The organism is Mycobacterium parascrofulaceum ATCC BAA-614, assembly GCF_000164135.1.
GTDB lineage: Bacteria > Actinomycetota > Actinomycetes > Mycobacteriales > Mycobacteriaceae > Mycobacterium > Mycobacterium parascrofulaceum.
On record NZ_GG770553.1, the window covers coordinates 1330440 to 1352812 of the forward strand.

Consider the following 22373-nt stretch of genomic DNA (forward strand, 5'->3'; position numbering starts at 1 on the left):
AGGCCCCAGGGCTGGCCTGGGGTGCTCATGAGGAGGAAACGGGGAGCGACGCCGTGAGCCTGGACAAAGAATTGATGCCGGTTCCCGACGGCCACCCCGATGTGTTCGATCGCGAATGGCCGCTGCGGGTGGCCGACATCGACCGCACGGGCCGGCTGCGGCTGGACGCGGCGTGCCGGCACATCCAGGACATCGGGCAGGACCAGCTGCGCGAGATGGGCTTCGAGGAGACCCACCCGCTGTGGATCGTCCGCCGCACGATGCTCGACCTGATCCGGCCGATCGAGTTCCAGGACATGCTGCGCTGTCGCCGGTGGTGTTCGGGCACCTCGAACCGGTGGTGTGAGATGCGGGTTCGGGTCGACGGGCGCAAGGGCGGCCTGATCGAATCCGAGGCCTTCTGGATCAACATCAACCGGGACACCCAGATGCCGTCGCGCATCTCCGACGACTTCCTCGCGGGCCTGCACAAGACCACGTCCGTCGACCGGCTGCGATGGAAGGGCTACCTGAAGCCGGGCAGCCGCGACGACGCCGCGGAGATCCACGAGTTCCCCGTCCGGGTGACCGACATCGACCTGTTCGACCACATGAACAACTCCGTGTACTGGAGCGTGATCGAGGACTACCTGGCGTCGCACCTCGCCCTGATGGCGCGGCCGCTGCGCGTCACCATCGAGCACGAGGCCCCGGTGGCGCTGGGCGACAAGCTGGAGATCATCTCGCACCTCCATCCGGCCGGATCGACCGACCAATTCGGTCCCGGGCTCGTCGACCGGCCTGTTACAACGCTCACATATGCGGTCGGCGACGAGGTCAAAGCGGTCGCCGCGCTCTTCAACCGCTAACCGGACAAGCGTCCCGTTAAATGCCCGGCTGACCTGCGGATTCCGGTTACCGGCCGGTAGTTTCTGAAACGGTTAAGTTGCCGTTCATCTTCGCAAAATTTGCTAATCGGCCCGCGGTCGTTGCCGAAATTGGCAAATGAAACGGCTGGACCTGCGCCGATAGCTGTGCCATCGTCGAGTTAGCACACCAGCGAAGTTGAGCCGCTAGCTACCGCCGGTGAAGCGTTCACCAAGTCCAGTAGTGAAGATTCGTTAAGGAGCATGCCCAATGTCTGTCGTTGGCACCCCCAAGAGCGCCGAACAGATCCAGAAGGACTGGGACACCAACCCGCGGTGGAAGGACGTCAGCCGGACCTACACCGCGCAGGACGTCGTGGCCCTGCAGGGCAGCGTCGTCGAGGAGCACACGCTGGCCCGCCGCGGCGCCGAGGTGCTCTGGGAGCAGCTGCACGACCTGGAGTACATCAACGCGCTGGGCGCGCTGACCGGCAACATGGCCGTCCAGCAGGTGCGCGCCGGCCTGAAGGCCATCTACCTGTCGGGCTGGCAGGTCGCCGGTGACGCCAACCTGTCCGGCCACACCTACCCCGACCAGAGCCTGTACCCGGCCAACTCGGTGCCGCAGGTCATCCGTCGGATCAACAACGCGCTGCTGCGCGCCGACGAGATCGCCAAGGTCGAGGGTGACACCTCGGTGGAGAACTGGCTGGCGCCGATCGTCGCCGACGGCGAGGCCGGCTTCGGTGGCGCGCTGAACGTCTACGAGCTGCAGAAGGCGATGATCGCCGCGGGCGTCGCGGGGTCGCACTGGGAGGACCAGTTGGCCTCGGAGAAGAAGTGCGGCCACCTCGGTGGCAAGGTGCTGATCCCCACCCAGCAGCACATCCGCACGCTGACCTCGGCCCGCCTGGCGGCCGACGTCGCCGACGTGCCGACCGTGGTGATCGCCCGCACCGACGCCGAGGCGGCCACCCTGATCACCTCCGATGTCGACGAGCGCGACCAGCCGTTCATCACCGGTGAGCGGACCAAGGAAGGCTTCTACCGGGTCAAGAACGGCCTCGAGCCCTGCATCGCGCGGGCCAAGGCCTACGCGCCGTACTCGGACCTGATCTGGATGGAGACCGGGACCCCGGACCTCGAGCTCGCGGCCAAGTTCGCCGAGGGCGTCAAGTCCGAGTTCCCCGACCAGATGCTGGCCTACAACTGCTCGCCGTCGTTCAACTGGCGCAAGCACCTGGACGACTCCACCATCGCGAAGTTCCAAAAGGAGCTTGGCGCAATGGGATTCAAGTTCCAGTTCATCACGCTGGCCGGTTTCCACGCGCTGAACTACTCGATGTTCGATCTGGCCTACGGCTACGCCCGCAACCAGATGACCGCGTACGTGGAGCTGCAGGAGCGCGAGTTCGCCGCCGAGGAGCGCGGTTACACCGCGACCAGGCACCAGCGCGAGGTCGGTGCCGGTTACTTCGACCGCATCGCCACCACCGTCGACCCCACTTCGTCGACCACCGCGCTGACCGGCTCCACCGAAGAGGGGCAGTTCCACTGAGGACGAGCGGGCCTTGGCCCGCGAGGACGAAGTGGAACGAATGGCTTGAGCCACTGATCCTTCGATCCCGCGCCGAACGTGAAGCCATGGCGGAAAATCCGTCGATTCTCCGCCCACAGTTCACGTTCGACGGGCTGAAGTAGCATTGGCCCCGCCCGGGGCAACCTGGGCGGGGCCAATTGCGGTGCAACACGATACGACACCGAAAGAGATGACAGTGAGCGATGCAGCGATCCAGCGGGTGGGAGTCGTCGGGGCCGGGCAGATGGGATCCGGGATCGCCGAAGTCGCGGTCCGCGCCGGCGTCGACGTGACGGTCTTCGAGACCACCGAGGCCCTGATCACGGCCGGGCGTAACCGCATCGTGAAGTCGCTGGAGCGCGGTGTCAGCGCGGGCAAGGTCACCGAGCGGGAGCGCGACCGCGCGCTGAGCAAGCTGACCTTCACCACCGATCTGAAGGGCCTCGCCGACCGCCAGCTGGTCATCGAGGCGATCATCGAGGACGAGGCCGTCAAGGCGGACATCTTCGCCGAACTCGACCGGGCCATCACCGACCCCGATGCGGTGCTGGCGTCCAACACGTCCAGCATCCCGATCATGAAGATCGCCGCGGCCACCAAGAACCCGCAGCGGGTGCTGGGCCTGCACTTCTTCAACCCGGTGCCGGTGCTGCCGCTGGTCGAGTTGGTGTGCACGCTGGTCACCGACGAGGCCGCCGCCGCGCGCACCGAGGAGTTCGCCGGCGCGGTGCTGGGCAAGCAGGTGGTGCGCTGCTCCGACCGGTCCGGCTTCGTCGTGAACGCGCTGCTGGTTCCCTACCTGCTGTCGGCAATTCGCATGGTGGAGGCCGGTTTCGCCAGCGTCGAGGACGTCGACAAGGCGGTCGTCGCCGGGCTGTCACATCCGATGGGGCCGCTGCGGCTGTCCGACCTGGTTGGCCTGGACACCCTGAAACTCATCGCGGACAAGATGTTCGAGGAGTTCAAGGAGCCGCAATACGGCCCGCCGCCGCTGCTGCTGCGCATGGTGGAGGCGGGCCGACTGGGCAAGAAGACCGGCCAGGGTTTCTATACGTACTGACGCCGCGGGACGGCGCCCCCGCGTCGGTTATTATGCTCGCGTTCAATATCGAGCAGATAATGGGAGCGGGCATGACGGCATTGGAGCCATATTACGAGGACGCAGTCTATCTACGACGTCTCGAACGAATTCTTCGCGTTATTCCTCGACCCGACGATGGCTTATACATACGCATACTTCGCGCGCGATGACATTGACCCTCGAGGAAGCACAAGTCGCGAAATTCGACCTGGCGCTGGAAAAGCTGAACCTCGAGCCCGGAATGACGCTTCTCGGCATTGGCTGCGGCTGGGGTGAGGCGCTGAAACGGGCCGTGGAGAAATTCGACGTCAATGTCATCGGAATCACCTTGAGTCGCAACCAATTCGATACAGCAAGAACAAACTCGCCGGGCTCGGGACGAATCGCAACGTCGAGGTGCGGCTGCAGGGCTGGGAAGAGTTCGAGGACAAGGTCGACCGGATCGTCACCATCGGCGCCTTCGAAGCCTTCAGGATGGAGCGGTACGCCGCATTCTTCGAACGCGCCTACAACATCCTGCCCGATGACGGCCGGATGTTGTTGCATACAATTTTGACGTACACCCAGAAGCAGCAGCACGAGCGCGGTGTTTCCATCACGATGAGCGATATTCGATTCGCGAGGTTCATCGGTACGGAAATTTTCCCGGGTGGGCAGCTGCCGGCCCAGGGAGATATTTTCCGGTTTGCGCAAGCCGCTGGGTTCTCGGTGGAGAAAGTCCAACTGCTGCAGGAGCATTACGAGCGCACCCTCAACCTCTGGGCGGCCAATCTCGAGGCCAAGGGGCAACGGGCGATCGAGATTCAGTCCGAAGAGGTCTGCGACAAGTACATGCGCTACCTGGTGGGCTGCGAGAACTTCTTCCGTAACGGCATCAGCAATGTCGGGCAGTTCACCCTCGTGAAGTAGGGCTGCGCCGCGGCTACTTCTCCAGGGTGAACTGGTCGACGTCGGTATAGCCCTGCCGGAACAGCTTCGCGCAGCCGGTCAGGTACTTCATGTAGCGGTCGTAGACCTCTTGCGACTGGATGGCGATGGCCTCCGCGCGATTGGCCTCGAGCGCGGCCGCCCACGTCTCCAGGGTCCTCGCGTAGTGCAGCTGCAGGGAATGGACCCGGGTCAGCTCGAAGCCGGCCGTGACCGCGTACTCCCCGACGGTCTGGGGCGTCGGCAGCCAGCCGCCCGGGAAGATCTCGGTCAAGATGAACTGCGAGAAGTGGACGATCTCGTGGGTCAGCTTCATGCCGCGCGCGCGGGCGTCCTTGAACGAGGGGCGAACGATGGTGTGCAGCAACATGACACCGTCGGACGGCAGCGCCTGGTAGGCCATCTTGAAGAACCGGCCGTAGCGCTGGCGGCCGAAGTGCTCGAAGGCGCCGATGGAGACGATGCGGTCGACCGGCTCGTGGAACTTCTCCCACCCCTCCAGCAGCACGCGCCGGGTGCGGGGGGTGTCCATCTCGTCGAACGTCTTCTGCACGTGCTCGGCCTGGTTCTCCGACAACGTCAGGCCCACGACGTTGACGTCGTACTTCTCGATGGCCCGCCGCATGGTCGCGCCCCAGCCGCAGCCGATGTCCAGCAGCGTCATCCCCGGCTCGAGCTTGAGCTTGCCGAGCGCCAGGTCGATCTTGGCGAGTTGAGCCTCCTCCAGCGTCATGTCGTCACGCTCGAAGTAGGCGCACGAGTACGTCTGGGTGGGATCCAAGAACAGCCGGAAGAAGTCATCGGACAAGTCGTAGTGGGCTTGCACGTTTCCGAAATGCGGCGTGAGCTGCACAGACATGTCGAGAAGAGCCTTTCGTTACGCGGAAGCAGGGATGCCCGGCCAGCACGACGCGCCCTGCGTCACCCCCGATGCACCCCTGCATGTTAGTCGCTGCGGCTATGCGCGTCGTCCTCCCTAACGGCTCATAGCGTCACACGAGGGGGGCGGAATCGACAAAATAAGGGCAGCTGGGCGACGTCGGGGCCGCCTAGGTCGCGGACCGGGCCCCGTCGCCGCGGGGCGGCACGATCGGGGACGGGTGCGGTTCTTCGCGGAACTTCTCCAGCGACCCGCCGACCTCGACGATGCCCTTGAGCGCGTTCCAGCTCAGCATCGTCAGGTAGTCGATCAACTCGTCGCGGCTCATGCGCGGGGAGGACATCCACGAGTGTGTGGCCAGCTGGACGCCGCCGACGATCAGGTAGGCCCACGGCTCCGCGCCGCCGGTGTCCATCCCCGCCTGTTGCATGCGGCGGCGCATCAGCACGGCGAGCATGCGGGCGATGATCCGCTCGGAGTCGGCGATCACCTTGCTCTTGCTGGCCGAGCTGTTGGACATCACGAAGCGGTACGGCTCGGGTTCGTTCGCCACGGTTTCGACGTACACCCGGATCACCTCGCGGGTCAGGTCGAAGCCGTCGAGATTGGACGTCAGCGCCGCGGCCATGTTGGGAATCAGTGTGGTTTGGGTGAACCGCATCATCACGGCGGTCGTCAGGTCGTTCTTGTCGACGAAATAGCGATACAGCACCGTCTTGGAGACACCGATCTCCGCGGCGATCTCGTCCATGCTCAACGTGCCGCCGTGCCGCCGAATCGCGTCGATCGTGCCGTCTACCAACTCGTTGCGGCGCTCCACCTTGTGTTGGTGCCAGCGCCGCTTGCGACCATCCGTCTTGGCCGCCACAGCCAACGTTCGCTCTGCCACTGTCGCCGATATCCCATTCACTAGACGCCCTTGATACTACGGCGTGCGGCCCCGTTTCGGGCTGCGGCCGCGCGCCGGCGCCGGCGCCGTGAACAGTGTCGTCACACCAATCGGCCGGGACGATAGATGATGGTGTGGTGGTACACAGAGCCTCGCCCCGGGGCGCGGCGCCGGGCCCGCACGCGGCGGCGTCCGACCCGACGGCCCCGCTGACCGGAACGGGGCGACTCCACGCGTCGTTCGCCGAATCCTTCGCCGGCGCCGACCCGCAGGCCGACGCCGAGCGCCGGGTGGCGTTGCGGCGGATGAAGGCGGTGGCGCTGAGCTTCCTGGTCGGCGCCACCGTGCTGTTCCTCGCGTGCCGGTGGGCGCAGGCGCACGCCAACCTGGGCGTCTGGGTCGGCTACGTCGGTGCGGCCGCGGAGGCCGGGATGGTCGGCGCGCTGGCCGACTGGTTCGCGGTGACGGCGCTGTTCCGGCATCCGCTGGGCATCCCCATCCCGCACACCGCGATCATCAAGCGCAAGAAGGATCAGCTCGGCGAGGGCCTGGGCACCTTCGTGCGGGAGAACTTCCTGTCGCCGCCGGTGGTGGAGACCAAGCTGCGGGACGCCCAGGTGCCCGGACGGCTCGGCAAGTGGCTTTCGGAGACCGCGCACGCCGAGCGGGTGGCCGGCGAGACGGCCACGGTGCTGCGGGTGCTGGTGGAGCTGCTGCGCGACGACGACGTCCAGCAGGTGATCGACCGGATGATCGTGCGCCGCATCGCCGAGCCGCAGTGGGGGCCGCCGGTCGGGCGGGTGCTGGCGACGCTGCTGGCCGAGAATCGGCAGGAGGCGCTGATCCAGCTGCTGGCCGACCGGGCTTTCGAGTGGTCGCTGAACGCCGGCGAGGTGATCCAGCGGGTGGTCGAGCGTGACTCGCCGACGTGGTCGCCCCGCTTCGTCGACCACCTGGTCGGCGACCGCATCCACCGCGAGCTGATGGATTTCACCGACAAGGTGCGCCGCAATCCCGATCACGAGCTGCGCCGGTCGGCGACCCGGTTCCTGTTCGAATTCGCCGACGACCTGCAGAACGACGCGGACACCATCGCGCGCGCCGACGCGATCAAGGAGCAGCTGATGGCGCGCGACGAGATCGCCAACGCCGCGGCAACGGCCTGGAAGACGCTGAAACGGCTGGTGCTCGAGGGCGTGGACGACCCGTCCAGCACGCTGCGCACCCGCATCACCGACACCGTGATCCGGATCGGGGAGTCGCTGCGCGACGACGCCGACCTGCGCGACAAGGTCGACAACTGGATCGTGCGCGCCGCCCAGCACCTGGTTTCGCAGTATGGGGTGGAGATCACCGCGATCATCACCGACACCATCGAACGCTGGGACGCCGAGGAGGCCAGCCGGCGCATCGAGCTGCACGTCGGTCGTGACCTGCAATTCATCCGGATCAACGGAACCGTGGTCGGCTCCCTGGCGGGCCTGGTGATCTACGCCGTCGCGCAGCTGCTTTTCTAGTAGTGCTAACAAGTGCTTGCAATAGCAAGCACTTGTAGTAGTCTGGGGCCGTCACCATCGACGATCCAACCCAGGAGCACACCATGGCACCCGAGGAGAAGCTCTCCGCCAAGGTGTCCAACGCCGCCTCAGACATGGCCTCGGACATCGGCGGCTTCATCCGGAGCCAGCGCGAGCTGGCGCAGGTCTCGGTGCGTCAACTCGCCGAAAAGTCCGGCGTGAGCAACCCCTACCTGAGCCAGGTGGAGCGCGGATTGCGGAAGCCGTCCGCCGAAGTGCTCAATCAGATCGCGAAGGCGTTGCGGGTTTCCGCTGAGGTTCTCTATGTGCGGGCCGGGATCCTCGAGCCCAGCGACAAGAGCCAGGTGCGCGACGCCATCATCACCGACACCGCGATCACCGAGCGTCAAAAGCAGGTTCTGCTCGACGTCTACACGTCGTTCACCCAACAAAACGAGGCCGCCGAATCAAGCAAAGAGGAGTGTTCGACCGAATCCAGCGGCGACGAGTGATCAATGGCCCTTCCGGCCGTCGGGACTCCCACGTCACGCTAGGGGACGGTGATGCATAAATCACCGGCCGCGCGGGTTACCCAGGAGCGAGGATCCGGCGGCCGCCAGCGCAGAAGGAGACGCACCCTTCAGTTTCCACAACACACCTTCAACAACGCCAAAAACCGAAAACCATGAAAGGAATAACCATGGCGGACAACACCAACATCGAAGACTTGCGGGCGCCCCTGCTCGCGGCGCTGGGCGCCGCTGACCTGGCGCTGGCCACGGTCAACGACCTGATCGCCGGCCTGCGCGAGCGCGCCGAAGAGACCCGCGCCGACACCCGCACCCGGGTGGAGGAGAGCCGTGCCCGGCTGACCCGGCTGCAGGAGGACCTGCCCGAGCAGTTCGACGAGCTGCGCGAGCGGTTCACCTCCGAGGAGCTCCGCAAGGCCGCCGAGGGCTACCTGGACGCGGCGACCAACCGCTACAACGAGCTGGTCGAGCGCGGCGAGGCCGCGCTGCAGCGGCTGCGCAGCCAGACCGGCCTGGACGACGCCTCGGCCCGCGCCGAGGGCTACGTGGACCAGGCCGTCGAGCTGACGCAGGAGGCGCTGGGCACCGTGGCGTCGCAGACCCGCGCCGTCGGTGAGCGCGCGGCGAAGCTGGTCGGCATCGAGCTGCCCAAGAAGTCCGACGAGACGGCCAAGAAGGCGCAGAAGGCTGTCGCCAAGAAGGCGCCCGCCAAGAAGGCTCCGGCCAAGAAGGCTCCGGCCAAGAAGGCCGCCGCCAAGAAGGTCACCCAGAAGTAAGTCGGACGGTCGACTCGGAGTTGTCCGCCGGGCAACTCCGAGTCGACGTTGGGGACGGCGCCCGCATACGCTTAAGGCGTGAGCCACCTCGTGGGTACCGTCATGTTGGTCTTGCAGATCGCCGTCTTGGTGACGGCGGTGTACGCGTTCGTGCACGCCGCGCTGCAGCGGCCGGATGCCTACACCGCCGCCGACAAGCTGACGAAGCCCGTGTGGTTGGTGATCCTCGGCCTGGCTGTCGCCCTGACATCCATCCTGAGTTTTGTTTTCGGGGTACTCGGGATGGCGATCGCCGCGTGCGCGGCGGGCGTGTATTTGGTCGACGTGCGGCCGAAACTTCTGGAAATTCAGGGCAAGTCGCGCTAGCGGGATGAAGGCCCTGCTGACGGCGCCGACGGTGGTGCTCGTCGCGCTCTGGGGACCGCCCGGCGTCGCGCCGGCGGAGCCGGCCGGCACGTCCCCGCCGTTCGTCGACCACACCGAATGGGCGCAGTGGCACGGCCGCAGCAGCCTGCGGGTCTTCCCGACACCGTCGGGGCGGCTGGCCGCCGGGCGGTCTTCGGACCCGGCGCTGGCCGACGAGGCGTGGGCCGAGGTGCTGGCGCTGTCGCCGGACGCCGACACCGCGGGCATGCGCGCCCAGTTCGTCTGTCACTGGCAGTTCGCCGAGGTGGCGGAGCCCGGCAAGGCCAGCTGGAATCTGGAGCCGTGGCGCCCGGTCGTCGACGACGCCGAAATGGCCGCGTCCGGATGCAATCCGGGCGGACCCGAGGAAAGGTTCTAGTGGCGAGCAAACCGACCCGGTCGCAGCTCGCGGCGATGGTCGACCACACCCTGCTCAAGCCCGAGGCCACCGAGGCGGACGTGGCGGCCCTGGTCGCCGAGGCGGCCGAGTTGGGCGTCTACGCCGTGTGCGTCTCGCCGTCGATGGTTCCGGTCGCGGTGCGAGCCGGCGGCCCGCCGGTGGCCAGCGTCGCGGGTTTCCCCTCGGGCAAGCACCTTTCGGCGGTCAAGGCGCACGAGGCCGGACAGGCCGTGGCCGCCGGGGCCGCCGAGGTCGACATGGTGATCGACATCGGCGCCGCGCTGGCCGGCGACCTCGAAGCGGTGCGGGCCGACATCGCGGCCGTGCGCGCCGCCGCCCCCGACGCCGTGCTCAAGGTGATCGTGGAGTCGGCGGTGCTGCTGTCCGGGACGGACGAGAGCACGCTGGTGCAGGTGTGCCGCGCGGCCGAGGACGCCGGCGCCGACTTCGTCAAGACCTCGACCGGCTTCCACCCCGCGGGCGGCGCGTCGGTGCGCGCGGTCGCCGTGATGAGCCAGACCGTCGGCGGCCGGCTGGGCGTCAAGGCCAGCGGCGGCATCCGCACCGCCGCGGCCGCCGTCGCGATGCTGGACGCGGGGGCCACCCGGCTCGGCCTGTCGGGCACCCGGGCGGTGCTCGACGAGCTCGGCTGAATTGTCCGGCGCCTAGACCGTCACAGGTTGGCGAAGCAGGGGTCGTTGTTCTTGCCGGTGGGGATGCTCGCGTTCCGCGTGGAGAAGTGGCTGGTCACACCGCTGTCGGTGACCTGCACGCTGTCCGCGTGGATGCCCAGCGGGTAGTTCTTGGTGAACTGCGAGGTGAAGTCGTCCAACGTCGACTGCACGGATTCCTTCGGCATCGTGAAGCCGAGCGCGTTGAAGCTGACGATCTGCAACTGCAGGCCGGTCCCCGACACCACCGGCTTGGTCGTCAGGGCGTCCAGCATGCCCTTCAGCTCGATGGTTCCGTCGGCGGGGTGGGTGGTCACCGTGTTGGTGACGAAGGGGCCCAGCACCGGAATCGCGTTCTGCACCGACTCCTTGATCCCGTCCGACGTCCAGGTGATGGTCGCGTCCAGCGAACCGATGGTGCCCTTGGAGTTGGCGGTCGACTTCAGCTGGACATCCCTGATGTTGAGGTTGAGCTTCATGCCCTTGGCGTCACGGATCTGGTTGCCGGCGGTCTGCACCGAGATGTTGGTGTAGTGCTTGGTGAGCTGCTGCCACAGCATCAACGGCGCCACCCCGAACGACGCGGTGGCCTTGTCCTTGACCTCACACGCCACCGCCTCGGCGACCTTGCTGTTGGCGACGTGCCGGACATACAGCTCGGCCCCGACCAGCCCGGCGATCACGAGGCACACCACGATGATGCAGACCAGGAGTATGGACAGCGGGTCACGCAGGAAGCGCCGCTTCTTCTTCTCCGGCGCCGGCTCCTCGCCGGGGCCGGGGAACTGCTCCGTCGGGCCCGCGGGCGGGGTGGGGGGAGGCGGCGGCGGGTAGTCGGGCCGTTGCATGTTCGGCGGCGGCGTGCCGATCCGTTCCGTCGGACCGGGAGCCGGCGGCGGCGAGGCGGGCGCCGGACCGCCGGTGCTGATCCGTTCGGTCGGCCGCTCGGTGGGGGGCTGGCCGAACGGGCCTTGGTTGCCGGGACGGCCCCACGTCGACGGATCTTGGTTCGGCGGTCCTTGTGGGTTCGTCACCCGACCGATTCTGCCCTATCCAGCTGAGCGAAATCTGAGTGGTTGCGCAGCACCGCGATGCTCTCGCGGGCCTTGGCCACCCGGTCGGGGTCGATGTCGGCCACCACCAACTGCGGACCCGGGCCGCCCGACGCGACGACTTCGCCGAGCGGGGAGGCCACCAGGCTGCCGCCCACCCCGGTGGGGGCGCCGGACGCCGTCAGCGATTCGCCCGGATCGGCCTGGCCGGCCGCGGCGACGTAGCTCATCGAGTCGAGCGCGCGGGCCCGCGCCAGCAGCGTCCACTGGTCGAGCTTGCCGGGACCCGCTCCCCAGGACGCGCAGACGGCGATCAGCTGCGCGCCGCGGCGGGCCAGCTCGGTATACAGCGCGGGGAAGCGGATGTCGTAGCAGACGGTCAACCCCACGCCGACGCCGGCGACCGTGATCACCACCGGCTCGTGGCCGGGCGCGACGGTGCGCGACTCGGTGAAGCCGAACGCGTCGTAAAGGTGGATCTTGTCGTAGTGGGTGTCCGGATCGTTGGGGCTGCCCGGGCCGGCCGCGATCAGCGTGTTCTTCACCCGGCCATCGCCCGACGGGGTGAACATGCCGGCGATCACCGTGATCCCGCAGTCGGTCGCGATGCGGCGCACGCCGGTCGCCCACGGCCCGTCGACCGGCTCCGCGATCGGAGCCAGCGGAACCCCGAACCGGCACATGGTCGCCTCCGGGAAGACCACCAGCTGCGCGCCCGCGCCTGCGGCCCGCTCGGCGTACTCGCGCACCAACTCCAGGTTCGCGGCCGGATCGGTGCCGCTGAGGATCTGCGCCAACGCGATTCGCATGGGCGCCAGCTTAGGCCCGGCGTCCTCAGGCCGTGCCGGCGATCCATTCCGTGGTGAACCGCTGCTCGGCCGCCACCAGCTCGGCCAGCCGGGTGCCGATGATGCTCTCCAGCTTGCCGCCGATGATCGGGACGCGCACCTGGACGGTGGCCCGGAAGGTCAGCCGGGCGCCGCCGGTCTCCAGGATCGGCGACAGCATGGCGGTCCCGGTGAGATGCACCGGGGCATCCAGGATCGAGCCCAGGACCGAGCCCTGCGCGGCGCCGCCGGCGACGGGGCCCCAGACCTCCTCGCGCCTGATGCGCAGATCGCCGCTGTGCAGCTGGGTGACCATCCCCGGCAGCTTGTCGCTGTGGATCACCTGCACGGTGACGACCTCGACGGTGTCGTCGTCCCCGGTGTCGCCGCCGACCCGCATCGATTCCAGCGTGGCGAGGTCCACTCCGGATCCGGCCAGCCGTGCCCGCCAATAGCTCTCGTCCGTGAACGCCCGATGAACCTCTTCAACGCTGCCGTCGTAGTCGGCCGACAAGTCGAATGAACGCGGCATAGCAGGTGAGGCTACCGTTACGGGCGATGAAATCCAGCGATGCCGGTTCGACGTTCGCCGGCGCGCAGGTCGCCGAGGCGGTGCCGCTCGCGCCGCTGACGACGTTGCGGGTCGGCCCGGTCGCGCGCCGGCTGATCACCTGCGCCAGCACCGAACAGGTGGTCGCCGTGGTGCAAGAGCTGGACGCCGAAAACCGTGGGGGACAACGGTCCCCGGTGCTGGTGTTCGCCGGCGGCTCGAACCTGGTGGTCGCCGACACGTGCGCCGGCCTGACCGCGGTGCGGTTGGCCAACGGCGGCGTCACCGTCGACGGCAACCGGGTGCGCGCGGAGGCGGGCGCGGTATGGGACGACGTGGTGGTCAGCTCCATCGAGCACGGTCTGGGTGGGCTGGAATGCCTGTCCGGGATCCCCGGGTCGGCCGGGGCCACCCCGATTCAAAACGTCGGGGCCTACGGTGCGGAGGTCTCCGACACCATCACCCGGGTCCGGATCCTGGACCGCAGCAGCGGGGAGGTCCGCTGGGTGCCGGGCGACGAGCTCGGCTTCGGCTACCGCACCAGCGTGTTCAAGCGGGCCGGCCGCGACGGCGCCCAGATCCCCTGGGTCGTGCTGGAAGTCGAGTTCGAGCTGGACGCGTCGGGCCGCAGCGCGCCGCTGCGCTACGGCGAACTGGCCGCCGCGCTGGAGGTGGGCGGGGGCGAGCGCGCCGACCCGCGGGCGGTCCGCCGGGCGGTTCTGGCGTTGCGGGGCCGCAAGGGCATGGTGCTCGACCCGGACGACCACGACACCTGGAGCGTGGGCTCCTTCTTCACCAACCCGGTGGTCCACCCGGACGTCTACGAGCGGCTGGCCGCGGCTGTCGAAGGCCCGGTCCCGCACTACCCGGCACCCGACGGCGTCAAGCTGGCCGCCGGCTGGCTGGTGGAGCGGGCCGGCTTCGCCAAGGGCTTTCCCTTCGACCCGGCGGCCCGGTGCCGGCTGTCCACCAAGCACGCGCTGGCGCTGACCAACCGCGGCGGCGCCACCGCCGACGACGTGATCGCCCTGGCCCGCGTCATCCGCGACGGCGTCCACGCTGTGTTTGGTGTCACATTGGAACCCGAGCCGGTCCTGCTCGGGTGCAGGCTGTAGCCGCGAATCCGTCCGACGACGACCGCGTCCCCGATTCGTCGCGCGGGTCGATGGAATTTGCCCGGTATCTTTGTCTTTCGTGAGCACGTCGCACAACCCGCCACCGGTGAACCGGCGCGTGGCTTTGGCGACCCTCGGCCTGGGGGTGTTCGCGCCCGGCCTGTTGGCCGCGTGCGGCGGCACCACGGCCAAGCAGGCCGAGAAGAAGGAGCAGCCCGCGCCGCAGCTGAAGTTCCAGCCGGCCGACGCGGCCCAGGACGTGGTGCCGATCACGCCGATCAGCGTCCAGATCAGCGACGGCTGGTTTCAGCACGTCGCGCTGACGAATTCGGCCGGCAAGGCCGTGGCGGGCAAGTTCAACTCCGACCGCACGGTCTACACCACCACCGAGCCGCTCGGTTACGACGCGACCTACACGTGGAGCGGCTCGGCCGTCGGGCACGACGGCAAGGCGGTCCCGGTCACGGCCAAGTTCACCACGGTGTCGCCCAGCAAGAAGATCGGCGGTGCGTTCCAGCTGGCCGACGGCCAGACCGTCGGGGTGGCGGCGCCGATCATCATCCAGTTCGACGCGCCGATCACCGACAAGGCCGCCGTCGAGAAGGCGCTGACCGTGACCACGAATCCGCCCGTCGAGGGCAGCTGGGCGTGGCTGCCCGACGAGGCGCAGGGGGCGCGCGTGCACTGGCGCACCCGCGAGTACTACCCCGCGGGCACGACCGTCAACGTCGACGCCAGGCTGTACGGCCTGCCGTTCGGCGACAGCGCCTACGGGGCCGAGGACATTTCGCTGAACATCCAGATCGGCCGCCGGCAGGTGGTCAAGGCCGAGGTCTCGTCGCACCGGATCCAGGTGGTCCGCGACGAGGGCGTGATCATGGACTTCCCGTGCAGCTACGGCGAGGCCGACAAGGCGCGCAACGTCACCCGCAACGGCATCCACGTGGTGACCGAGAAGTACGCGGACTTCTACATGTCCAACCCCGCCGCCGGCTACAGCCACGTGCACGAACGCTGGGCGGTCCGGATCTCCAACAACGGCGAGTTCATCCACGCCAACCCGGCGAGCGCGGGCGCGCAGGGCAACACCAACGTCACCAACGGCTGCATCAACCTGTCGACGGGCGACGCCGAGCAGTACTACCAGTCGGCGATGTACGGCGACCCGGTGGAAGTGACCGGAAGCTCGATTCAGCTGTCCTACTCCGACGGCGACATCTGGGACTGGGCCGTCGACTGGGACACCTGGGTCGCCATGTCGGCGCTGCCGCCCCCGACCGCGCACGCGCCGGCCACACAGATCCCGGTCACCGCGCCGGTCACCCCGTCGACGGCCCCGAGCCTGTCCGGGACGCCGACGACGACCACGTCCGCTCCGGAGACCTCTACCCCCGGCGGTTGAACCGGGTGGCCGAAGCCTGATCGCGCGGCTTCATGACGATCAGGTCCAGGTCGACGTGCGACGGCCGGGCGGCCACGAAGCCGATCACCTCGGCGACGTCCTGGGCGACCAGCGGAGTGATGCCGGTGTAGACGGCGTCGGCGCGTTGCTGATCGCCGTCGAAGCGCACCAGCGAAAACTCGGTCTCGACCGCCCCGGGCGCGACCTCGGTCAGCCGGACCGGCTTGCCCAGCAGCTCGCCGCGCAGCGTGCGGTGCAGCGCGCCCTGGGCGTGCTTGGCCGCCGTGTATCCGGCGCCGCCGTCATAAACCTCGAGGGCGGCAACGGAAGTCACCGTAACGATCAGGCCGTCGCCGGATTCGACGAGCTTGGGCAGCAGCGCCCGGGTGACCCGCAGCGTCCCCATCACGTTGGTCTCCCACATCCACCGCCAGTGCTCGAGGTCGGAGTCGGCAACTGGCGCCAGCCCGCGGGCGCCGCCGGCGTTGTTGACCAGCACGTCGACCCGGCTCAGCTCCCCGGCGAGGGCCGCGACCGCCGCGTCGTCCGTGACGTCGGCCACGATGGCCGTCCCGCCGATCTCGCGTGCCAGGGCGTTGATCCGGTCCGCCCGGCGCGCGACCGCGACCACGTGAAAGCCCTGCGCGGCAAGCGTCTGGGCGGTCGCCTCGCCGATCCCCGAGCTGGCACCCGTGACCACCGCGACCCGCTCATTCCTGACATTTCCCACCATAGAAACAACCTTAGTAAGCGTGCTAAATTTTTGGGGTGCACCTCAGCGCCATGTCCAGCACCACCACCGCGTGTCTTTGCGCGGCGGGTGTGTGTTGTTGTCGCGCACTTTGCCGCTCCTGACTTTCAGGTGTGGCCAGTGACGGCCAGCAAAAATCGGACAAAGGACGCTCGTGCGCACGAATACCCTCACCCCAGCTCACCATTCGCCCGGCCGTGCCGGCTCTCCGGGGCACCGGCCGGTCCGCCGGCAGATCGTGCCGCCGGCGCTGCACATCCCCGACTCGGCGGCGGCCTCGGTCTTCCGGGCCGTCCGGTTGCGCGGCCCCGTCGGCCGTGACGTCATCGCCGGCGTCACCTCGCTGAGCATCGCGACGGTCAACCGCCAGGTCATCGCGCTGCTCGAGGCCGGCCTGCTGCGAGAGCGCGCCGACCTGGCCGTGTCCGGCGCGATCGGCCGCCCCCGCGTGCCCGTCGAGGTCAACCACGAACCGTTCGTGACGCTGGGCATCCACATCGGCGCCCGCACCACCAGCATCGTGGCCACCGACCTGTTCGGCCGCACGCTCGACACCGTCGAGACGCCCACGCCGCTCAGCTCCGCCGGGCCCGCGCTGGCGTCGCTGTCCGAAAGCGCCGCCCGCTACCTGCGACGGTGGCATCGGCGCCGTCCGCTGTGGGTCGGCGTCGCGATCGGCGGCACCGTCGACGGCGCCACCGGCCACGTCGACCACCCGCGGCTGGGCTGGCGGCAGGCGCCGGTCGGGCCGGTGCTGGGCGACGCGCTGGGGCTGCCCGTCTCGGTGGCGTCGCACGTCGACGCGATGGCCGGGGCCGAACTCCTGCTCGGCATGCGGCGGTTTCTGCCCAGCTCGCCCACCAGCCTCTACGTCTACGCCCGCGAGACCGTGGGCTACGCGCTGGTGATCGGCGGGGGCGTGCACTGCCCCGCCAGCGGCCCGGGCACCATCGCGACCCTGCCCGTCCACTCCGAACCGCTCGGCGGCACCGGCCAGCTGGAATCCACCGTCAGCGACGAGGCGGTGCTGGCCGCCGCCTGCCGGTTGCGGATCCTGCCCGCGGGCCGCGCCAACGCGCCGGCCGCCGGCATCGCCGACCTGCTGCGGCTGGCCCGCGCCGGCAACGAGGGGGCCAAGGACCTGCTCGACGAGCGGGGCCGGGTGCTCGGGGAGGCGGTGGCCCTGCTGCGCGACATGCTCAACCCCGACGAACTCGTGGTCGGCGGCCAGGCGTTCACCGAGTACCCCGAGGCGATGCAGCGGGTGGAGGCGGCGTTCGCCGAGCGGTCGGTGCTGGCGCCGCGCGACATCCGCGTCACCGTCTTCGGCAACCGGGTGCAGGAGGCCGGCGCGGGCACCGTGTCGCTGGGCGGGCTGTACGCCGACCCGCTGGGGGCGATGCGGCGGGCCGGGGCGCTGAACCCGCGGCTGCGCGACGCCGCCGCCGACGAGTCGTCCGCTTGACCCGACCTGTCCTGGGGATTGGGCCGGGGACCCAACCGTCCTGTAAAGATGACAGAGTGCGCCACGACGACGTTTTCCGGCTGAAACCGCGCCGGGTCGCCGTGTTGGCGGTGCACACCTCGCCGCTGGCCCAGCCGGGTACCGGTGACGCCGGGGGCATGAACGTCTACGTGCTGCAAACCGCGTTGCACCTGGCGCGGCGGGGCATCGAGGTGGAGATCTTCACCCGGGCCACCGCGTCCGCCGACCCGCCGGTGGCGCGGGTGGCGCCCGGCGTGCTGGTGCGCAACGTGGTGGCGGGGCCGTTCGAGGGCCTGGACAAATACGACCTGCCCACTCAGCTGTGCGCGTTCGCCGCCGGGGTGCTGCGCGCGGAGGCCTCGCACGAACCGGGCCACTACGACATCGTGCACTCGCACTACTGGCTGTCCGGACAGGTCGGCTGGCTGGCCCGCGACCGCTGGGCGGTGCCGCTGGTGCACACCGCGCACACGCTGGCCGCGGTCAAGAATGCGGCGCTGGCGGCGGGCGACGCGCCCGAGCCGCCGCTGCGCACGGTCGGCGAGCAACAGGTCGTCGACGAGGCGGACCGGCTGATCGTCAACACCGACGACGAGGCCGCGCAACTGATTTCGATCCACCGCGCCGACCCGGCCCGCATCGACGTCGTCCACCCCGGAGTGGATCTGGAGGTGTTCCGCCCGGGGGACCGGCGGGCCGCCCGGGCCGCGCTGGGATTGCCGCTGGACGAGGACGTCGTCGCGTTCGTCGGGCGGATCCAGCCGCTGAAGGCCCCCGACATCGTGCTGCGCGCCGCCGCGAAGTTGCCCGGTGTGCGCATCGTCGTCGCGGGCGGCCCGTCGGGCAGCGGCCTGGCCTCCCCGGACGGGCTGCGGCGGCTCGCCGACGAACTGGGCATCGCGGCGCGGGTGACCTTCCTGCCCCCGCAGTCCCGCACGGACCTGGCCACCCTGTTCCAGGCCGCCAGCCTGGTCGCCGTGCCCAGTTACTCGGAGTCGTTCGGCCTGGTCGCCGTCGAGGCGCAGGCCTGCGGCACGCCGGTGGTGGCGGCCGCGGTAGGCGGCCTGCCGGTGGCCGTGCGCGACGGGATCACCGGGACGCTGGTGGCCGGGCACGACGTCGACCGCTGGGCGGACGCGCTGAACCACGTGCTGCGCCTGCGCGCGCCGCAGGCCGGGGCGATGAGCCGCGCGGCCGCCGCGCACGCGGCCACGTTCTCCTGGGAGAACACCACCGATGCGCTGCTGGCCAGCTACCGCCGCGCGATCCGCGAGTACACCGCCGAGCGCAGCGGGGTGGGCGCATGACCCCACCTGTCGAGCGCGTGATCGAGGACGCGCTGCGGGCCAGCGGCCTGGTCTACTCGAAACACGAGGGGGCGCACGGCGGGCTGTCCGGGCTGGTGGTCGAGTTGCCCGGCGAGCGCAAACTCAAGACCAACACCATCTTGAGCATCGGCGAGCATTCGGTGCGCGTGGAGGCGTTCGTGTGCCGCAAGCCCGACGAGAACCACGAGGGCGTCTATCGCTTCCTGCTCAAGCGCAACCGCCGCCTCTACGGGGTGGCCTACACCTTGGACAAAGTGGGCGACATCTACCTGGTGGGCCGCATGTCGCTGGCGTCGGTGGACGCCGACGAGATCGACCGGGTGCTCGGGCAGGTGCTCGAAGCGGTCGATACGGACTTTAATACGTTGCTGGAGTTGGGTTTTCGCTCGTCGATCCAGAAGGAATGGGAGTGGCGGGTGTCGCGCGGCGAGTCGCTGAAGAACCTGGAGGCGTTCGCCCACTTGATCGACGAAGACGACGAATAAGCTAGCCGGCATGGGAGACACCGGCACGTTGGTGCTGCTCCGCCACGGCGAGAGCGAATGGAACGCAAGCAACCAGTTCACCGGGTGGGTCGACGTGGACCTGACCGAAAAGGGCCGCGCCGAGGCCGTGCGCAGCGGCGAGTTGCTGGCCGAGCAGAACCTACTGCCCGACGTCCTCTACACCTCGCTGCTGCGCCGCGCGATCACCACCGCCCACCTGGCGCTGGACGCCGCCGACCGGCTGTGGATCCCGGTGCGGCGCAGCTGGCGGCTCAACGAACGGCACTACGGGGCGCTGCAGGGTCTGAACAAGGCGGAGACCAAGGAGCGCTACGGCGACGAGCAGTTCATGACGTGGCGGCGTAGCTACGACACGCCGCCGCCGCCGATCGAGCGGGGCAGCCGGTTCAGCCAGGACACCGATCTCCGGTACGCCAACATCGGCGGCGGCCCGCTGACCGAATGCCTGGCCGACGTGGTGGTCCGGTTCCTGCCGTATTTCACCGACGTCATCGTGCCCGACCTGCGTAGCGGCAAGACGGTGCTGATCGTCGCGCACGGCAACTCGCTGCGGGCCCTGGTCAAATACCTCGACGGGATGTCGGACGAAGACGTCGTCGGGCTGAACATCCCGACCGGGATTCCGCTGCGCTACGACCTGGACGCCGAGCTGCGGCCGGTGGTGTCCGGCGGCACCTACCTGGACCCGGAGGCCGCCGCCGCGGGTGCCGCGGCGGTTGCCAGCCAGGGGCGCCGCTGACGCGGGCCGGGGCGCGATTGCGAGCTGGAATGGGCCGTTTACCGAACATCGCGTGAACGGGAGTGGAACACCTGAAGCGGAAACTGTGACTTGTCCGATTTTGGCCTCGTTCCGCTAGGGCTGCGTTCAGGAAGATTTGTAGGATTTGCTATGTGACTGTGTTCTCGGCGCTGTTGCTGGCCGGGGTCTTGTCCGTGCTGGGGCTGGCCATAGGTGTAGCAGCCGGGACCCGGCTGTCGCCGAAAGCGGCCCACCGCCGGCAGCGCGTGAGCACCGAATGGACCGGCATCACCGTCGCGCAGATGCTGCAACGCATCGTCACGCTGATGCCGCTGGGTGTGGCGGTGGTGGATTCGCACCGCGACGTCGTCTACCTCAACGATCGGGCCAGGGAGCTCGGGCTGGTGCGCGACCGGCAGCTCGACGACCAGGCGTGGGAGGCGGCGCAGCAGGCGCTGAGCGGGGTCGACGTCGAATTCGACCTGCGGCCGGCCAAACGCGCCGCGGGCCGCTCCGGGCTGTCGGTGCACGGGCAGGCCCGGCTGCTCAGTGAGGAAGACCGCCGGTTCGCGGTGGTGTTCGCCCACGACCAGTCCGACTACGCCCGCATGGAGGCGACCCGCCGCGACTTCGTCGCCAACGTCAGCCACGAGCTCAAGACGCCGGTCGGCGCCATGGCCCTGCTCGCCGAGGCGCTGCTGGCGTCCGCCGACGACCCCGAGACCGTTCGCCGGTTTGCCGAGAAGGTGCTCGTCGAGGCGAACCGCCTGGGGGACATGGTCGCCGAGCTGATCGAGCTGTCCCGGCTGCAGGGCGCCGAACGCCTACCCAACGTGACCGAGGTCGAGGTGGATACCGTTGTGTCGGAAGCCATTTCACGACACAAGGTGGCCGCCGACAACGCTCAGATCGAGGTCCGCACCGATGCGCCCAGCGGCTTGCGAGTGTTGGGCGACGAAACGCTTCTGGTTACCGCGCTGGCCAACCTGGTCTCCAACGCGATCGCTTACTCGCCACCGGGTTCGCCGGTCTCGATCAGCCGCCGCCGCCGCGGCGACAACATCGAGATCGCGGTCACCGACCGCGGCATCGGGATCGCGCTGGAAGACCAGGAGCGGGTCTTCGAGCGGTTCTTCCGGGGGGACAAGGCACGCTCGCGCGCCACGGGCGGCAGCGGGCTGGGCCTGGCCATCGTCAAACATGTCGCGGCCAACCACAACGGCAGCATCGGGGTGTGGAGCAAGCCGGGGACCGGATCGACGTTCACGCTGTCGATTCCGGCCTACAAGGACACTGACGAAGAACCCGAGCCACCGCAGGGCCGCGAGGCGCGGCCCAACAGGTCACAACGAGAGGAAGAACTAAGTCGATGACCCGCGCTTACGACGATGCAGAGCATCGCGATGAAGGAGAGTGGCGCGCATGACCAGTGTGCTGATCGTGGAGGACGAGGAGTCGCTGGCCGACCCGCTGGCATTCCTGCTGCGTAAGGAGGGCTTCGAGGCCACCGTCGTGACCGACGGGCAGGCCGCGCTGGCCGAGTTCGACCGCGGCGGCGCCGACATCGTGTTGCTGGATCTGATGCTGCCCGGCATGTCGGGGACCGACGTGTGCAAGCAGTTGCGAGCCCGTTCCAGCGTGCCGGTGATCATGGTGACCGCCCGGGACAGCGAGATCGACAAGGTCGTCGGGCTCGAGCTCGGCGCCGACGACTACGTGACCAAGCCGTATTCGGCGCGCGAGCTGATCGCCCGCATCCGCGCGGTGCTCCGCCGCGGCGGCGACGACGACTCCGAGATCAGCGACGGCGTGCTCGAGTCCGGGCCGGTACGGATGGACGTCGAGCGACACGTCGTCTCCGTCAACGGTGACACGATCACGTTGCCGCTCAAGGAGTTCGACCTCCTCGAATACCTGATGCGCAACAGCGGCCGGGTGCTGACCCGCGGGCAGTTGATCGATCGGGTGTGGGGCGCCGACTACGTCGGCGACACCAAGACGCTCGACGTCCACGTCAAGCGGTTGCGGTCCAAGATCGAAGCCGACCCGGCCAACCCCGTCCACCTGGTGACCGTGCGGGGGCTGGGCTACAAGCTGGAGGGCTAGGCCGGGTCCCC

At 68.8% G+C, this 22373-nt stretch carries 23 protein-coding genes and 1 pseudogene; 18 read left to right on the forward strand and 6 right to left on the reverse strand.

What is annotated here, in order from left to right:
* The first annotated feature begins 53 nt into the window (after window positions 1–53).
* The 4 genes and pseudogenes from HMPREF0591_RS06270 (at window position 54) to HMPREF0591_RS06285 (ending at window position 4414) form a co-directional block, all read left to right on the forward strand.
* Window positions 54–848: an acyl-[acyl-carrier-protein] thioesterase gene (locus HMPREF0591_RS06270; RefSeq protein WP_007167607.1), complete on the forward strand. Its 795-nt coding sequence runs from the start codon at window positions 54–56 to the stop codon at window positions 846–848.
* A 268-nt stretch (window positions 849–1116) separates the two neighbouring features.
* Complete coding sequence (aceA, locus tag HMPREF0591_RS06275; protein WP_007167608.1) at window positions 1117–2403, forward strand: isocitrate lyase; 1287 nt, start codon at window positions 1117–1119, stop codon at window positions 2401–2403.
* Between the two features lie 217 nt (window positions 2404–2620).
* Window positions 2621–3484 carry a 3-hydroxybutyryl-CoA dehydrogenase gene (locus HMPREF0591_RS06280; protein WP_040621253.1) on the forward strand — a complete coding sequence of 288 codons (864 nt, stop codon included), beginning with the start codon at window positions 2621–2623 and terminating at the stop codon, window positions 3482–3484.
* A 71-nt stretch (window positions 3485–3555) separates the two neighbouring features.
* Window positions 3556–4414: pseudogene (locus tag HMPREF0591_RS06285) on the forward strand (cyclopropane mycolic acid synthase family methyltransferase).
* Window positions 4415–4427: 13 nt separating this feature from the next.
* On the opposite strand, the gene pcaA reads toward HMPREF0591_RS06285, so the two are convergent.
* Together pcaA and HMPREF0591_RS06295 are read right to left on the reverse strand one after the other, a co-directional pair.
* Window positions 4428–5291, reverse strand: a complete 864-nt coding sequence (pcaA, locus tag HMPREF0591_RS06290) for a cyclopropane mycolic acid synthase PcaA (RefSeq protein ID WP_007167612.1) — start codon at window positions 5289–5291, stop codon at window positions 4428–4430.
* Window positions 5292–5481: 190 nt separating this feature from the next.
* Entirely contained in the window at window positions 5482–6201 is a 720-nt protein-coding gene (locus tag HMPREF0591_RS06295) for a TetR/AcrR family transcriptional regulator (RefSeq protein ID WP_007167613.1), read from the reverse strand.
* Between the two features lie 209 nt (window positions 6202–6410).
* Here HMPREF0591_RS06295 and HMPREF0591_RS06300 point away from each other — a divergent pair, with 209 nt between their 5' ends.
* The 6 genes from HMPREF0591_RS06300 to deoC all read left to right on the forward strand — a co-directional run bounded on the left by HMPREF0591_RS06300 (window position 6411) and on the right by deoC (window position 10482).
* Window positions 6411–7718, forward strand: a complete 1308-nt coding sequence (locus tag HMPREF0591_RS06300) for a DUF445 domain-containing protein (RefSeq protein WP_040621941.1) — start codon at window positions 6411–6413, stop codon at window positions 7716–7718.
* 83 nt (window positions 7719–7801) lie between these two features.
* A complete protein-coding gene (locus HMPREF0591_RS06305; RefSeq protein WP_007167615.1) occupies window positions 7802–8230 on the forward strand; it encodes a helix-turn-helix domain-containing protein in 429 nt (142 codons plus the stop codon).
* Between the two features lie 188 nt (window positions 8231–8418).
* Entirely contained in the window at window positions 8419–9024 is a 606-nt protein-coding gene (gene hbhA / locus HMPREF0591_RS06310) for a heparin-binding hemagglutinin HbhA (RefSeq protein WP_040621259.1), read from the forward strand.
* Between the two features lie 78 nt (window positions 9025–9102).
* Window positions 9103–9390: a DUF2516 family protein gene (locus HMPREF0591_RS06315; protein ID WP_040621261.1), complete on the forward strand. Its 288-nt coding sequence runs from the start codon at window positions 9103–9105 to the stop codon at window positions 9388–9390.
* A gap of 4 nt (window positions 9391–9394) precedes the next feature.
* Window positions 9395–9808 carry a DUF2599 domain-containing protein gene (locus HMPREF0591_RS06320; RefSeq protein WP_007167618.1) on the forward strand — a complete coding sequence of 138 codons (414 nt, stop codon included), beginning with the start codon at window positions 9395–9397 and terminating at the stop codon, window positions 9806–9808.
* Window positions 9808–10482: a deoxyribose-phosphate aldolase gene (gene deoC, locus HMPREF0591_RS06325; protein ID WP_007167619.1), complete on the forward strand. Its 675-nt coding sequence runs from the start codon at window positions 9808–9810 to the stop codon at window positions 10480–10482. The genes HMPREF0591_RS06320 and deoC overlap by 1 nt, the downstream gene beginning before the upstream one ends.
* A gap of 20 nt (window positions 10483–10502) precedes the next feature.
* On the opposite strand, the gene HMPREF0591_RS06330 is transcribed toward deoC, so the two are convergent.
* Genes HMPREF0591_RS06330 through HMPREF0591_RS06340 form a run of 3 tightly spaced genes read right to left on the reverse strand, consistent with a single transcriptional unit; the run spans window position 10503 to window position 12911 of the window.
* The gene (locus HMPREF0591_RS06330; RefSeq protein WP_083801933.1) at window positions 10503–11534 is read right to left on the reverse strand and encodes an LmeA family phospholipid-binding protein; all 1032 of its coding nucleotides are present in this window, start codon (window positions 11532–11534) and stop codon (window positions 10503–10505) included.
* A complete protein-coding gene (locus HMPREF0591_RS06335) occupies window positions 11531–12361 on the reverse strand; it encodes a carbon-nitrogen hydrolase family protein (protein ID WP_007167621.1) in 831 nt (276 codons plus the stop codon). Before HMPREF0591_RS06335 ends, HMPREF0591_RS06330 begins: the two co-directional genes overlap by 4 nt.
* A gap of 25 nt (window positions 12362–12386) precedes the next feature.
* Complete coding sequence (locus HMPREF0591_RS06340) at window positions 12387–12911, reverse strand: DUF2505 domain-containing protein (protein ID WP_007167622.1); 525 nt, start codon at window positions 12909–12911, stop codon at window positions 12387–12389.
* 26 nt (window positions 12912–12937) lie between these two features.
* Here HMPREF0591_RS06340 and HMPREF0591_RS06345 point away from each other — a divergent pair, with 26 nt between their 5' ends.
* On the forward strand, window positions 12938–14044 hold the full coding sequence (locus tag HMPREF0591_RS06345; protein ID WP_007167623.1) for a UDP-N-acetylmuramate dehydrogenase: 1107 nt from the start codon (window positions 12938–12940) through the stop codon (window positions 14042–14044).
* Window positions 14045–14099: 55 nt separating this feature from the next.
* The gene (locus HMPREF0591_RS06350; RefSeq protein ID WP_425270154.1) at window positions 14100–15446 is read left to right on the forward strand and encodes a L,D-transpeptidase; all 1347 of its coding nucleotides are present in this window, start codon (window positions 14100–14102) and stop codon (window positions 15444–15446) included.
* Here HMPREF0591_RS06350 and HMPREF0591_RS06355 read toward each other — a convergent pair.
* Window positions 15430–16179, reverse strand: a complete 750-nt coding sequence (locus HMPREF0591_RS06355) for an SDR family NAD(P)-dependent oxidoreductase (RefSeq protein WP_007167625.1) — start codon at window positions 16177–16179, stop codon at window positions 15430–15432. The two genes, HMPREF0591_RS06350 and HMPREF0591_RS06355, sit on opposite strands and share 17 nt — an antisense overlap.
* Before the next feature lie 253 nt (window positions 16180–16432).
* On the opposite strand from HMPREF0591_RS06355, the gene HMPREF0591_RS06360 reads away from it, so the two are divergent.
* The 6 genes from HMPREF0591_RS06360 (at window position 16433) to regX (ending at window position 22362) form a co-directional block, all read left to right on the forward strand.
* On the forward strand, window positions 16433–17662 hold the full coding sequence (locus HMPREF0591_RS06360; RefSeq protein ID WP_244268845.1) for an ROK family protein: 1230 nt from the start codon (window positions 16433–16435) through the stop codon (window positions 17660–17662).
* Window positions 17663–17718: 56 nt separating this feature from the next.
* Entirely contained in the window at window positions 17719–18990 is a 1272-nt protein-coding gene (gene mshA, locus HMPREF0591_RS06365) for a D-inositol-3-phosphate glycosyltransferase (protein WP_007167627.1), read from the forward strand.
* Complete coding sequence (locus HMPREF0591_RS06370) at window positions 18987–19496, forward strand: type III secretion system chaperone family protein (RefSeq protein WP_007167628.1); 510 nt, start codon at window positions 18987–18989, stop codon at window positions 19494–19496. The genes mshA and HMPREF0591_RS06370 overlap by 4 nt, the downstream gene beginning before the upstream one ends.
* Before the next feature lie 10 nt (window positions 19497–19506).
* Window positions 19507–20256 (forward strand): phosphoglyceromutase, encoded by a 750-nt coding sequence (locus HMPREF0591_RS06375; protein WP_007167629.1) that lies wholly within the window; start codon window positions 19507–19509, stop codon window positions 20254–20256.
* Window positions 20257–20408: 152 nt separating this feature from the next.
* Entirely contained in the window at window positions 20409–21629 is a 1221-nt protein-coding gene (locus tag HMPREF0591_RS06380) for a sensor histidine kinase (protein WP_007167630.1), read from the forward strand.
* A gap of 49 nt (window positions 21630–21678) precedes the next feature.
* Complete coding sequence (gene regX, locus HMPREF0591_RS06385; RefSeq protein ID WP_007167631.1) at window positions 21679–22362, forward strand: two-component sensory transduction protein RegX; 684 nt, start codon at window positions 21679–21681, stop codon at window positions 22360–22362.
* The last annotated feature ends 11 nt before the right edge of the window (window positions 22363–22373 follow it).

What these genes read in the sequence shown, in the direction of transcription:
- aceA (WP_007167608.1), top strand. Translation starts at nt 1,117, where the DNA reads ATGTCTGTCGTTGGCACCCCCAAGAGCGCCGAACAGATCCAGAAGGAC.
- pcaA (WP_007167612.1), bottom strand. Translation starts at nt 5,291, where the DNA reads ATGTCTGTGCAGCTCACGCCGCATTTCGGAAACGTGCAAGCCCACTAC.
- HMPREF0591_RS06305 (WP_007167615.1), top strand. Translation starts at nt 7,802, where the DNA reads ATGGCACCCGAGGAGAAGCTCTCCGCCAAGGTGTCCAACGCCGCCTCA.
- hbhA (WP_040621259.1), top strand. Translation starts at nt 8,419, where the DNA reads ATGGCGGACAACACCAACATCGAAGACTTGCGGGCGCCCCTGCTCGCG.
- HMPREF0591_RS06320 (WP_007167618.1), top strand. Translation starts at nt 9,395, where the DNA reads ATGAAGGCCCTGCTGACGGCGCCGACGGTGGTGCTCGTCGCGCTCTGG.
- HMPREF0591_RS06335 (WP_007167621.1), bottom strand. Translation starts at nt 12,361, where the DNA reads ATGCGAATCGCGTTGGCGCAGATCCTCAGCGGCACCGATCCGGCCGCG.
- HMPREF0591_RS06340 (WP_007167622.1), bottom strand. Translation starts at nt 12,911, where the DNA reads ATGCCGCGTTCATTCGACTTGTCGGCCGACTACGACGGCAGCGTTGAA.
- HMPREF0591_RS06345 (WP_007167623.1), top strand. Translation starts at nt 12,938, where the DNA reads ATGAAATCCAGCGATGCCGGTTCGACGTTCGCCGGCGCGCAGGTCGCC.
- HMPREF0591_RS06355 (WP_007167625.1), bottom strand. Translation starts at nt 16,179, where the DNA reads ATGGTGGGAAATGTCAGGAATGAGCGGGTCGCGGTGGTCACGGGTGCC.
- HMPREF0591_RS06370 (WP_007167628.1), top strand. Translation starts at nt 18,987, where the DNA reads ATGACCCCACCTGTCGAGCGCGTGATCGAGGACGCGCTGCGGGCCAGC.
- HMPREF0591_RS06375 (WP_007167629.1), top strand. Translation starts at nt 19,507, where the DNA reads ATGGGAGACACCGGCACGTTGGTGCTGCTCCGCCACGGCGAGAGCGAA.
- regX (WP_007167631.1), top strand. Translation starts at nt 21,679, where the DNA reads ATGACCAGTGTGCTGATCGTGGAGGACGAGGAGTCGCTGGCCGACCCG.